We start from the raw sequence: 12,014 nt of genomic DNA, 5'->3' as shown, positions 1-12,014 counted from the left end.
CTCGTCCCGCCCCCGCCGAGAGAGGACGACGCGATGCCCCCGAGCGCGCCCGTGCCCCGATCCCGCCGACGACGACCGGCCGCCTGGACCGCCACCGCACTGACCGTCGCGCTGGCGGCCACCGCCGGCACCACCGCGCCCGCGACGTCGGCGCCCGGCACCGCGGCCACGGCCGAGACGGACGCGTCCGCCGCGACGTCCGGCGACCCGGCCGGCGCCGGCTCCGGGACCACCACCCGGGTCACGCTGGTCACCGGCGACATCGTCGACGTCACCACGGTCGGCGGGAAGACGTCGGTCGCGGTCGCCGCCGCGGGCGGCGGCGCGGTCGAGGCGTACGAGCTGGACGGCGATACGTACGTCGTCCCCGCCCGGGTCGCGCCGCAGGTCCGCGCCGGCACCGTCGACGCGCAGCTGTTCAACGTGACGCGGCTGATCGAGAGCGGGTACGCCGACGACGCGGCGACCGAGCTGCCGGTCATCGTCACCTACGACGGCGCCGCCGCGCGGTCCGCGTCCACCGTCGCCGCCCGTGCCGAGAACCTGCCGGCCAGCGACGCCACGCTGCCGCTGCCCAGCATCGACGGCGCCGCGGTCGAGGTCGCGAAGGCCGACGCCGGCACGTTCTGGGACGCCGTCGAGGCCGACGGCTCCGTCGGCGGCATCTGGCTGGACGGCACGGTGGCCGCGACCCTCGACGTCAGCGTGCCGATGGTCGGCGCGCCCGCGGCCTGGGAGCAGGGGTTCGACGGCACCGGCAGCACGGTCGCCGTCCTCGACACCGGCATCGACCCCGCGCATCCAGACGTCGCCGGCCAAATTACGGTTCAACAGGACTTCACCGGTGGGAACAACCCGGTCGACGGGCACGGCCACGGCACCCACGTCGCGGCGACGGTCGCCGGCACCGGCGCGGGGTCCGGCGGCGCTCGTCAGGGCGTCGCGCCGGGCGCCGACCTCATGATCGGCAAGGTACTCGACGACGGCGGCAACGGGCAGGACTCGTGGGTGATCGCCGGCATGGAGTGGGCCGCGCGGAACGGCGCCGACGTCGTCAGCATGAGCCTCGGCGGGTGGCCCACCGACGGCACCGACCCGCTCAGCCAGGCCGTCAACGAGCTGACCGCCGAGACCGGCGCGCTGTTCGTCATCGCCGGCGGCAACTACGGGCCCAGCGCCTACTCGCTGACCAGCCCGGGCGCCGCCGACGCCGCGCTCACCGTCGGCAACGTCACGAAGACCGACGACCTGGCGTCGACGTCGGGCCGCGGCCCGCGGGTCGGCGACCACGCCGTCAAGCCCGACCTCACCGCGCCCGGCACGAACATCGTCGCCGCCCGCGCCGCCGGCACCGCCATGGGCACGCCGGTCGACGAGCTCTACACCAGCGCGTCCGGCACCTCCATGGCCACGCCGCACGTCGCCGGCGCCGCCGCGATCGTCCGCCAGCAGCACCCGGACTGGACGCCCGAGCAGGTCAAGGCGGCCCTGGTGTCGACGGCGATCCCGCGCGACGGGCTCACCGTCTACGAGCAGGGCGGCGGCCGCCTCGACGTCGCGACCGCCGTCGCGCAGGGTGTGTACGCCGGTCCGGCGCCGCTGAACTTCGGCTACCTGCCCTACCCGCAGACCGAGCTGGAGCCGATCGTCCGCACCGTCACGTTCAGCAACACCACGGCGGCGCCGGTCACGCTCGACCTCACCGCGACCGCCACCGCCGGGACGACGCCCGCGGCGGCCGGCATGCTCGCGCTCGGCGCGCCGTCGGTCACCGTTCCCGCCAACGGCACCGCCACCGTCGACGTCACGCTCGACCCGTCGCTCGGCGCGGCCGGCCTGTACAGCGGCTTCCTCACCGGGACCGGCCCGGACGGGGTCAGCGTCGTGCTGCCGCTCGGGCTGAACAAGGAGCCGGAGGTGTACGAGCTGACGGTCACCGTCCTGGACCGCCGGGGCAACCCGAACCGGGGCGCCACCGTCCAGATCGGCAACGTCGACGACTCGTCGACGCACGTGTCGTTCCCGAATCTGGACGCCCGCGGCCAGGCGACCGTCCGCGTCCCACCGGGCACGTACAGCGCGCTGAGCATCATGACCGAGCTGGACGGCGAGCGGTACACGTACACGTTCGCGGGCGAGCCGGAGATCGAGGTCGGGCCGGGCGGCGCGAGCGCCGTGCTGGACGGCCGCACCGCGGTCCCGGTGACCGCCGACGTCGGCCGGGCCGTCGAGGGCGTGTCGGCGAAGGTGGAGTTCTGGCGGTTCCCGCTGGCCGGTGAGGCGATGCACTACCGCTACCTGCTCGGCGAGCCGTTCACCGACGTGTTCGCGACGCCGACCGAGGAGGTCACCGAGGGCGGGTTCCACCTCGTCACCCAGTTCTCGCTGGCCGAGCCCGACCTCGTCGTCGACGGCGACGGGCTGGCCGCGTTCGAGCCGGAGTACTTCGTCTACGCGCCGAAGCTGCCCGACGGCCGGTTCCGCCACGACGTCGTCGACGCCGGCGCCGCGACGCCGGCCGAGCTGGCCGCCGTCGACCTCGAGGGGAAGATCGCACTGGTCGACGCGACCGATGGGCAGTGGAGCGAGCGGATCCGGGCGGTCGCGGCGGCCGGCGCCGAGGTGGCGTTCCTCTACAACCGCTCCGGCTACCCGTTCTCCGGCGCGGTCGAGCGCGGGCTGCCGATCCCCGCGGCCGCGCTGGACCTCAGCGAGGCCGAGACCCTGCTGGCCCGCGGCGGCGGCACCGTCACCGTCCACTCGACGCCGGTCAGCGACTACCTCTACGACCTGCGCTTCGACGAGGACGGCAGGGTGGGCACCGACCTCGCGCACGACGTCGACACCGACGACCTCGCCACCGTGACGAGCACGTACCACGCGGACGCGCCGGAGCGCACCGTCTCCGACGTCAACCCGTCGTTCGCGCCCTGGCAGGTGTCGTCGTTCGACTCCTACCGCTACTTCCGGGCGCCGCTGGAGCGGACGGAGTACGTGCTGACCTCGTCGGACCTGCTCTGGTTCAAACAGCTCTCCGGCTACGAGACCGACGAGGTGATGCTGGCCCGGCACGCCCGCGACCGGCTGCGCACGCTCGAGCCCGGCGACGAGCTGGAGGACACCTGGTTCGGCGCGCCGTTCGTGCCGACGCCGCGGCGCGAGGTGCTCGAGCAGGAGCGGATGGCGATCCCGTGCCCGGCCTGCCGCGACGACGACGAGCTGTTCTTCTGGATCGAGGACCTCGCCGACTCCGGCGACGGCCACTACGGCGCCTGGGACACCCGCTGGGAGAACTCGGCGACCCGCCTCTACCGCGACGACCAGCTGGTGGTGAGCCGGCGGACCGGACGTGGCGTGCTCGCCGCGGTCCCGGCGGACTCGGAGTACCGGCTGGAGATCGACGCCTGGTCGGACGCGCCCTGGAGCTTCGGGACGCGGTCGTCGACGGCGTGGACGTTCCGGTCGGCCGCCCCGGCGTCCGGCGTCGGCGACCTGCCCGTGCAGTACGCGTGCACCGACCGCGGACACCGGAACTGCGCGTTCCTGCCGCTGCTGTTCGCGTCGTACGACGTGCCGCTGGACGGGCTGAACCGGGCGCCGTCCGGCCGGACGTTCCGCTTCGACCTCACCGTCGGCGGGCAGGTCGGCGCGGAGTCGCCGCCGGTCCGGCGGGTGCGGGTCGACGTGTCCTACGACGACGGCGCCACCTGGCGGCCCGCGGTGGTGCGGGCGACCGGCGACGACGAATACTCCGTCACCGTCCGGCACCCGAAGGACGCCGAGCACGTCTCGTTGCGCATCGACGCCCAGGGTGACGGCACCCGGCTGGAGCAGGAGGTGATCCGGGCCTACCAGCTCGACTGATCCGCCGCGCGGTCTGGACGTCCTGAGCTGCACCGTGATACACCTTGTATCGTGAGTGAATCGACGGTGTCTCAGGACGTCCTGGCCGCGGCCAAGCGGCTGGCCGAGCGGCAGCAGCTGGGCGGCGCCTCGATGGCCGACATCGCCAAGGAGGCCGGCATCACCCGCGTCACGCTGTACCGGCGCGGCGAGACGCGCGCGGCGATCCTTGTCGCGCTGCGCGACGAGCTCGCCCGCGAGGAGCGCGAGCGGCTGCTCCCCGTTCTCACCGGCCCCGGCGACGCCCGCACCCGGCTGACCGCGGCGTTCGAGGTCTTCTGCGCGATCACCGACGAACGGGCCGACCTCATGGCCGGGCTCGACGACCCGACGCTGAACGCGATCTACCACGACCCGGGCGACGACTCGCTCACCCGCACCGAGTTCACCGCGCCGATCGTCCGCCTGCTGCGTGACGGCGCGCTGGACGGCTCGCTGCGCCCCTGCGCCGATCCGGACGAGACCGCCACCGTCCTCTACGTCCAGGTGTGCGAGACGTATCGCCACCTGCGCCGCGAACACCGCTGGTCGGCGAAACGGGCCACCGACGCCGTCCTCGACCTCGCGCTGCACGGGTTACTGCCATGACGGCCCTGCTCGAGCGGGTCATCCCCGGGCAGGACGTCGACCGCGGCCGGGTCGCGCGGCTCACCGTCGCGCACGCCGGCGCCGACCTGTTCCAGGCCGCCGTCCCCGCGCTGATCCCGTTCTTCGTCGCCGAGCGCGGCATGTCCTACGCCGACGCCGGGCTGCTGGTGCTGGCCGGCAGCCTCGCGTCGTCGGTCATGCAGCCGCTGGCCGGCGTCGTCGGCGACCGCGTCCGGGCGGCGTGGCTGCAGCCGCTCGGGCTCGCGCTGACCGGCGGCGGGCTGCTGGCCGCGACCCTGCTCGACTCGTTCGCCGCCATCGCCGTCGCGCTGCTGCTCGGCGGCCTCGGCGTCGCGATCTTCCACCCCGAGGCGTTCCGCGCGACCCGCGCCGCGGCCGCCGCCAGCCCCGGCGCCGCGCTGGGCGTCTTCGCGCTCGGCGGCAACATCGGCTTCGCGCTCGGCCCGTCGCTGGTCGTCCCGCTCGGCGCCGCGTACGGGATCGAGGCGGCCGGCGCCGTCGCCGTCATCCCGCTGGTCGGCGCGCTGCTGCTGGGCCGCGGCGTGCCATCCGACCTCGTGACGCCGGGCGACGACGCCGCCTCCGTCGAGGTGCCCGACGACTGGCGCACGTTCGGGTTCGCGACGCTCGGCGCGACGGCGGCCGCGGGCGTGCTGTTCGGGCTGATGGCCTTCGCGCCGGTCTGGTTCGACGAGACGCTCGGCACCGGCGTCGGACTGGGCAGCGCCGCCGTCACCGGCATGCTGCTGGCCGGCGCCGTCGGGACGTACGCGGCCGGCGCGGTCGGCGACCGGCGCGGGCGGCGGCCGGTGGTGCTGGTGTCGGTGCTCGCGCTGGTGCCGCTGTCGGCGGTGCTGCCGCTGACCGGGCCGCTGCTGGCCGTCGTCGTGCTGATCGTGATCGGGCTGGTGATCGAGGGGGTCTTCTACCCGCTGGTCATCGTCGCGCAGGACGGCCTGCCCCGACACGCCGGGCTGGCGGCGGGGACGGCGCTCGGGCTCAGCGTCGGCGTCGCAGCCGGCACGACCAGCCTGCTCGGCGTCCTCGTCGACGCGAACGGGCCGGTCGCCGCGCTGTGGGGCTGCGCCGTCATGGCGGTGGTGGCGTTGGCCGCCGGAGCCCTGGCCGTTTGCCGCCCGCACTGATGACCGCGGGCGGCTGGCGTGGTGGTCCGGGGGGATGCCGTCCCCCCGGACCACCACTGCGACGTCGTCAGCAGGGCGTGGTCGTCTCGGCGGCCGCGACCGTGTCCACGAAGTCGAGGACGGCGGCCTCCAGTTGTTCGGCCGGAGCGCCGCCGTCGGCCAGGATGTCGGTGCCGTGGCGCGCGCTCGGCAGGATCAGCAGCTCGCTGCTCGGCAGCCAGGCGTGCAGTTGCTCGGTGGCATCGGCGCCGCCGTAGGAGTCCTGGTCACCGCTGACGAGCAGCGCCGGACACGCCAGCCCGGCGACCGTGGCCTGGTCGAAGTCCAGGCCGTCCGAGTGCAGGAGGCCGGCGATCCAGACGACGGCGTCGGTGGGCGGCTCCGGCTCGAGCGCGACGTGCAGCGACGCCATGGCGCCGAGGCTCGCGCCGGCGACGACCACCCGCTCGGCGCCGTTGTCGCGCAGGTACTCCACGGCGCCGACGATCTCCTGCCAGACCTGGTAGCGCGGCCGGAGCCGCTGGTACGTCACGACGCGGTGACCGCGCTCGGCCAGTGCCTGCGCCGTTGCCGCCCAGTCGTCCCAGCTGTCGCCGTCGCTGCCCATGTGCGAGAGGACGACGCCGACGGGTGCGTCGTCCTGGCCGTAGAGACGCCCCTCCCGCGGCTGGCCGTCGCCGCCGGTGAACTCGATCTCCTGGTACGGCGACGTGGGCGTCGGGCCGCCTCCTCCGTCGCCGTCCCGCTCGTCGCCCGAGCAGCCCGTCAGCACGAGCCCGAGGAGCAGGAGGAGCGTGATCGTTCCGCGCATCTAGCCTCCGCGACGGGTCCAGGCCAACAGGTCATCGACCGGCCAGGTGTTGACGATCTTCTCGATCGGCACGCCGCAAGCGGCCGCGCGCTCGCACCCGTACGGCTGCCAGTCCAGCTGGCCGGGCGCGTGCGCGTCGGTGTCGAGCGCGAACGAGCAGCCGGCCTCGACGGCGAGGCGGAGCAGCCGCTTCGGCGGGTCCAGCCGCTCCGGCCGCGAGTTGATCTCGACGGCGACGCCGAACCGCGCGCACGCGGCGAACACGATCTCCGCGTCGAACGTCGACTCCGGCCGGGTGCCGCGCCCGCCCGTGATGAGCCGGCCGGTGCAGTGCCCGAGGACGTCCGTGTGCGGGTTGGCGATGGCCGTCACCATGCGCTCGGTCAGCTCGTCGGACGCCATGCGCAGCTTCGAGTGCACGCTCGCCACGACGACGTCGAGCCGCCCGAGCAGCTCGTCGGTCTGGTCCAGTGAGCCGTCCTCGTTGATGTCGACCTCGATGCCGGTGAGGACACGGATTCCCTCACTCTTGTCGTTCAGCTCCGCCACGACGTCGAGTTGCTGGCGCAGCCGTTGCGCCGACAGCCCGTTCGCGACGGTCAGCCGCGGCGAGTGGTCGGTGAGCGCGACGTACTCGTGGCCCAGGTCGGCGGCGGCCGCGACCATCTCCGGGATCGGGCTGCCGCCGTCCGACCAGTCCGAATGCATGTGCAGGTCGCCGCGCAGCGCCGCCCGGATCTCCGCGCCGCCCTCCGCGACCGGCCGGCCACCGGTCGCCTCCAGGCGGCGCAGGTACACCGGGACCTCCCCGGCCAGCGCCTCGCTGATGACCGTCGCCGTCACCTTGCCGATGCCGGGCAGCTCGGTCAGCGTGCCCTCCTCCACCCGCTCCACCAACTCGGCGATCCCCACCTCGTCGACGGTCGCGGCCGCCGTGCGGAAGGCGCGCACCCGGTAGGTGGGCTCGCGGGCCCGCTCCAGCAGGAACGCGATGCGCCGCATCAGATCGCCCGGCGTGGGATCGGCAGTCACGGACCCAGTCTGGCAGGGCTCCGGTTCTGTCGCGGGTGATCAGTACGGTGACGGCACACATCGTCTCCCGGGGGGATCATGACACAGGCACCACCGCCAGGCTGGTACGACGACACCACTGACGCATCCATCCACCGGTGGTGGGACGGCGCACGATGGACCGAGGCGACCCGCCCTCGCGAGGCACCCGCAGCAGTTCCGGCGCCACAGGCGGCGGCGGCCACCCCACTCCAGACTGCAGCAGCTCATCCGGAGCAGGCCGCACGAACGCGCCCCGACCAGAAGGTCTCGTTCTTCGGTGCGCGAGCCCGGGCCAAGGAGCTGATGGTCGAGAACGACGAGCTCAGGAACGCGCTCGACCGGTTCGGCGGCATGAGCCTCGTCGAGGCCGAACGCCTGCGGGCCAAGGCGACGAGCGAAGCCGAGCGCGTGCGAACCGAAACACGCAGCGAGGTCGAGCGGATGAGAATCGAGGCGGGACGAGAGGTCGAGCAGCTGCGAGCCGAGGCGGCGACCCAGCGCGCCGAGGTGACCCGGCTCGCCGCGGAACTCGTCGACGCCCGCCGCGCTGTGGCCGTCCAGGAACTGGGCCTGTACGACTTCGAGCACCCCGCAGAGGAGTCGGCGGCCCTCGCCAATCAGCTGGCCGCGCTCCGACTCGAGATCAAGCAGCTGGTCGCAGAGGGCCGGGCGACCACCGCGACCGAGAACTTCACCTTCAACAACTCCACCGCCAAGGGGCGCAAGTTCGTCAAAGACATGTCGAAGACGATGCTCGCCGCCTACAACGCCGAAGCCGAGAACTGCATCAAGACCGTGCGGGCCGGTGGCCTGGAGACCGCCCGGAATCGCCTCACCAAGGTCGTCGACCGGGTCGAGAGGAACGGCACGATGATCAACCTGCGCATCGCAGCGCGCTACCACAGGCTTCGGCTCGACGAGCTGGCGCTGGCCGCCCGGCACCTCGAGGCCGTGAAGGCGGCAAAGGAGGCCGAACGCGAGCGGCGTGCCGAGCTCCGCGAGCAGAAGAAGGTCGAGGACGAGCTGCGCCGGGAACGTGAGCGGTTGCAGAAGGAGCGCGACCACTACGCCAACGCACTCGAGGCACTCCGCGCCCGCGGCGACACCGCCGGCGCCGAAGCGCTGCAGGCGAAGCTCACGGACGTCGACAAGGCGCTCGACGACGTCGACTACCGGGCGGCGAACATCCGCGCAGGCTACGTCTACGTCATCTCCAATGTCGGTGCCTTCGGCGAGCGCATGGTCAAGATCGGAATGACCCGCCGGCTGGACCCGATGGACCGCATCCGGGAGCTCGGCGACGCGTCGGTGCCGTTCCGGTTCGACGTGCACGCGCTGTTCTTCTCCGACGATGCCGTGGGCGTCGAGACGATGCTGCATCGCGAGCTGGCCGAGGTCCGGGTCAACCGCATGAACCCGAGGCGGGAGTTCTTCTACGTCACGCCGGCCGAGGTGCTGGACGCGCTGCGCGAGCACAACATCGCGGTCGTCGAGTTCAGGACCGAGCCGGACGCCGAGGAGTTCCGGCTCAGTCAGGCGGTGGCGGCGCAGTCGAGCTGACGGCTTGACCCCGACGCGACGTCATAGTTTTCGCTGGAGGCATGAGGCTGATCCCGGTCGCGTACCTCGCGTCCTACACGCTGAGCCTGCTCGGCAACTCCGTCGCCGGCGTCGCGCTACCGCTGATCGTGCTGCAGACCACCGGCAGCGCGCTCGGCGCCGGCTGGGTGGCCGCGGCGACGGCGGTGCCCGCGGTGCTGGCCGGCCTGTTCATGGGCGTCGTGATCGACCGGATCAACCGGCGCACGTCGTCGGTGGTCACGGACCTGGTCTCGGCGGGGGCGGTCGCCGCGCTCCCCCTCGTCGACGCGGTCAGCGGGCTGGAGCTGGGCTGGTTCGTGCTGTTCGGGATCATCGGCTCGCTCGGCGACGTGCCGGGGATGACGGCGCGCGACGCGCTGCTGCCGGCGATCGTGCGGCACAGCGGCGTCGCCGCGGAGCGGCTCATGGGCGCCCGCGAGGCACTGGGCGCCGTCGCGCTGCTGGCCGGGCCGGCGGCGGCCGGAACGCTGATGGCACTGTTCGACGGGTCGACGGTCCTGTGGCTGACGGCGGCGACGTCGCTCGGCGCGGCGCTGATCACGTTGGCGATCCCGCATCGGGTCGGCGTCATCGACGCGGCCTGCAGCGCCGCTGGACCCGCGGGCTCGTCCTGGCGGCAGTTCGTCGCCGGCTGGCGGGTGCTGGCCGGGTCGCGGTTCCTCGCGACCGTCACCCTGATCGCCGTCACGTCGGTGTTCGTCCTGGCCGCGCTGCAGGGACTCGTCCTGCCGGTGTACTTCCTCGACGCCGGTCGCCCGGAGCAGGTCGGGTTCGTCCTCACCGCGATCGCCGCGGGCATGCTGCTCGGCGCCGGGACGTACGCGGTGGCCGGGCCTCGGGCGTCGCAGCGGTTCTGGCTGGTCATCGGCACCGTCGGGACGGCCGGCGGGTTCGCCGTCGTCGCCGGCCTCGTGGCGCCATGGACGGTGTTCGCGGGCGCGTTCCTGGTGGGCGCGTTCAGCGGGGTGTCCGGCAGCCTGCTCGGCGTCCTGATGATCGAGCGGGTGCCCGAGGCGTTCCGCGGCCGCGTCATGGGCACGCAGAACGCCGTCACGACGGCCGCGCCGCCGGCCGGGATCATGCTCGCGGCCGTCCTCACCGAGTACGGCTCCGTGCGGGTGGCGGCGGTCGCGGTGGCCGCGGTGTGGCTGGTGACGGCGATCGTCGCACTACGTTCACAGGCGCTGCGTACCGTTGATTCCACGACCGCGCCGTCCGAGGAGGTGTCCATGAGTGCGCAGTAGCGAGCTGGCCGCGCTGGCCGGCGTCACCGTCCGCGCGTTGCGGCACTACCACCAGGTCGGGGTGCTCGACGAGCCGCCGCGGAAGGCGAACGGGTACCGCGCGTACGACGTGCACCACCTCATCCGGGTGCTGCGGATCAAGCGGCTGACGGCGCTCGGCTTCCCGCTGGCCGCGCTGCCGGGTCTGCTCGACCAGCCCGACGCCGACGCCGTCGAACTGCTCGATCAGCTGGACGACGAGCTGGCGGGGCAGATCCAGCGGCTGGAGGCACGCCGGGCCGTCGTCGCGGAGTTGCGTCGCGACCGCGCCGCGCCCGACCTACCGCACGAGCTGGCCCGGCACCTCGCGGCGTGGGCCGACGCCGACGCGCCGGCCACGCTGGCCCGGATCGACCGCGAGCAGACGATCCTCGTCGCGCATCTTGTCGGAGAAGAGAACCTGCCGCGGCTGTCCCAGCTGTACGAGCGGATGACCGCCCCGGACGTCGTGGCGGCGAGCCGGACGCTCTACGCGCGCATGGACGCGCTGGGTCCCGGCAGCGACGACGCCGAGATCGAGCGGCTGGCCGACGACCTCGCGGCGATGGTCGCGCCCATCGCGGCGGAGTTCCAGGCCGCGAGCGACGACGAGCTCGATCTCGATGCGGTGGCGCCGCTGCTCTCGGCGTACACCGGCGACGTGCTGAACGAGGCGCAGCGGCGGGTGCTGGCGCTGGTGGAGTCGCGGCTCAGCGCGCCGGCCTGAACACCGCGGCGACGGCCTCAGCGAGTCGCCCGGCCGTGGAGCCGTCGGGTTCGCCGTGGTCGGGGTTGAACTCGGTGAGCACCAGGCCGGCGAACCCGGGGTGGCCCGCCATGACCGTCACCGCGCTGGTCACCTGGGCCAGCGTGAGGCCCCGGTACTGCGGCACGTCGGCGGCCGGGAGGTCGAGGAAGTTGACGACGTCGACGTCGAGGTGCACGACGAACCGGCTGGTCACCGACGTGACGGCGGCGAGCGCGAGCCGGGCGGCGGCGGGCGGGTCGGGCGCGACCGACGCGACGGGGAAGCGCCAGCTGGGCACCCGCCCGTGCACGTCCTCCTCATCGTCGGCGTACCCGAAGAAGCAGACCTGGTCGGCGGTGAGCAGCGGACGGCGCGGACCGAAGCCGCTCAGCGCGGGCGCGGTGCCGGGGAGGTCGAGCAGGTGCGCGACGCCCATGCCGTCGGCGATCGGTTCGTGCGGGTGGTCGGCCGGCGTCTGGAGATCCTGCCCGCCGTCGACGTAGACGAGCCCGACGTCCTGCCCGGCGGCGGCGAACGCGCTGATGACGGCGATGGTCAGCGTGCACTCTCCCCCGACGACGACCGGTGTCTCGCCGGCCTCGATGACGGCGGCGACGGCCGCGCGGGCGTCGTCGAGCACCTCGATGACGCCGCCGACGTTGTTCGGCTCACCGGCCGCCGGGTGCGCGGCCCAGCGCCGGACCGGGCGGTCGCCGTGATCGTGCACTTCGTGGCCGGACTGCCGCAGCCGCTCCACCAGCCCGGCGGCCCGCAGCACCGCCGGCGCCCGCTCCTGACCCGGCCAGTGCGCCGCCACACTCGACGGCACCCCGACCAACCCCAGCGTCGTCATCGCACCAGCCCCGACCCTGCCACGTGCA

General features: G+C 73.7%; 9 protein-coding genes. 6 read left to right on the top strand and 3 right to left on the bottom strand.

The features are described 5' to 3' along the window. Window positions 1–33: 33 nt before the first annotated feature. Genes BLU82_RS32620 through BLU82_RS32610 form a run of 3 tightly spaced genes read left to right on the top strand, consistent with a single transcriptional unit; the run spans window position 34 to window position 5,657 of the window. Window positions 34–3,864: a S8 family serine peptidase gene (locus BLU82_RS32620; RefSeq protein ID WP_092624951.1), complete on the top strand. Its 3,831-nt coding sequence runs from the start codon at window positions 34–36 to the stop codon at window positions 3,862–3,864. 51 nt (window positions 3,865–3,915) lie between these two features. Continuing rightward, window positions 3,916–4,491 carry a TetR/AcrR family transcriptional regulator gene (locus BLU82_RS35390; protein ID WP_197682621.1) on the top strand — a complete coding sequence of 192 codons (576 nt, stop codon included), beginning with the start codon at window positions 3,916–3,918 and terminating at the stop codon, window positions 4,489–4,491. Beyond that, entirely contained in the window at window positions 4,488–5,657 is a 1,170-nt protein-coding gene (locus BLU82_RS32610; RefSeq protein ID WP_092624950.1) for an MFS transporter, read from the top strand. Before BLU82_RS35390 ends, BLU82_RS32610 begins: the two co-directional genes overlap by 4 nt. Before the next feature lie 67 nt (window positions 5,658–5,724). Here the strand turns inward: BLU82_RS32610 and BLU82_RS32605 are convergent, their stop codons facing one another. Next, window positions 5,725–6,468: an alpha/beta hydrolase gene (locus BLU82_RS32605; RefSeq protein ID WP_092624949.1), complete on the bottom strand. Its 744-nt coding sequence runs from the start codon at window positions 6,466–6,468 to the stop codon at window positions 5,725–5,727. Then, window positions 6,469–7,470, bottom strand: coding sequence for a PHP domain-containing protein (locus BLU82_RS32600; protein WP_092624948.1), 1,002 nt, complete (start codon window positions 7,468–7,470; stop codon window positions 6,469–6,471). Window positions 7,471–7,578: 108 nt separating this feature from the next. On the opposite strand from BLU82_RS32600, the gene BLU82_RS32595 reads away from it, so the two are divergent. From BLU82_RS32595 to BLU82_RS32585, 3 genes are read left to right on the top strand one after another with little or no spacing between them, the layout of a single operon-like run. Continuing rightward, complete coding sequence (locus BLU82_RS32595; RefSeq protein WP_092624947.1) at window positions 7,579–9,081, top strand: DUF4041 domain-containing protein; 1,503 nt, start codon at window positions 7,579–7,581, stop codon at window positions 9,079–9,081. A 41-nt stretch (window positions 9,082–9,122) separates the two neighbouring features. Continuing rightward, window positions 9,123–10,367: an MFS transporter gene (locus tag BLU82_RS32590; RefSeq protein WP_092624946.1), complete on the top strand. Its 1,245-nt coding sequence runs from the start codon at window positions 9,123–9,125 to the stop codon at window positions 10,365–10,367. Then, on the top strand, window positions 10,357–11,112 hold the full coding sequence (locus tag BLU82_RS32585) for a MerR family transcriptional regulator (RefSeq protein ID WP_092624945.1): 756 nt from the start codon (window positions 10,357–10,359) through the stop codon (window positions 11,110–11,112). Before BLU82_RS32590 ends, BLU82_RS32585 begins: the two co-directional genes overlap by 11 nt. Here the strand turns inward: BLU82_RS32585 and BLU82_RS32580 are convergent. After that, a complete protein-coding gene (locus BLU82_RS32580; protein WP_092624944.1) occupies window positions 11,096–11,986 on the bottom strand; it encodes an arginase family protein in 891 nt (296 codons plus the stop codon). The genes BLU82_RS32585 and BLU82_RS32580 overlap by 17 nt on opposite strands. Window positions 11,987–12,014 lie beyond the last annotated feature (28 nt).

The organism is Jiangella sp. DSM 45060, assembly GCF_900105175.1.
Classification (GTDB): domain Bacteria; phylum Actinomycetota; class Actinomycetes; order Jiangellales; family Jiangellaceae; genus Jiangella.
Note: the sequence above shows the minus strand (reverse complement) of the source record. Positions and strands in the feature narration are given on the sequence as shown.

Excerpts from the sequence above, each read along its gene's own strand:
- BLU82_RS32595 (WP_092624947.1), top strand. The coding sequence starts at position 7,579 with ATGACACAGGCACCACCGCCAGGCTGGTACGACGACACCACTGACGCA.
- BLU82_RS32620 (WP_092624951.1), top strand. The coding sequence starts at position 34 with ATGCCCCCGAGCGCGCCCGTGCCCCGATCCCGCCGACGACGACCGGCC.
- BLU82_RS32610 (WP_092624950.1), top strand. The coding sequence starts at position 4,488 with ATGACGGCCCTGCTCGAGCGGGTCATCCCCGGGCAGGACGTCGACCGC.
- BLU82_RS32590 (WP_092624946.1), top strand. The coding sequence starts at position 9,123 with ATGAGGCTGATCCCGGTCGCGTACCTCGCGTCCTACACGCTGAGCCTG.
- BLU82_RS32600 (WP_092624948.1), bottom strand. The coding sequence starts at position 7,470 with ATGCGGCGCATCGCGTTCCTGCTGGAGCGGGCCCGCGAGCCCACCTAC.
- BLU82_RS32580 (WP_092624944.1), bottom strand. The coding sequence starts at position 11,986 with ATGACGACGCTGGGGTTGGTCGGGGTGCCGTCGAGTGTGGCGGCGCAC.
- BLU82_RS32605 (WP_092624949.1), bottom strand. The coding sequence starts at position 6,468 with ATGCGCGGAACGATCACGCTCCTCCTGCTCCTCGGGCTCGTGCTGACG.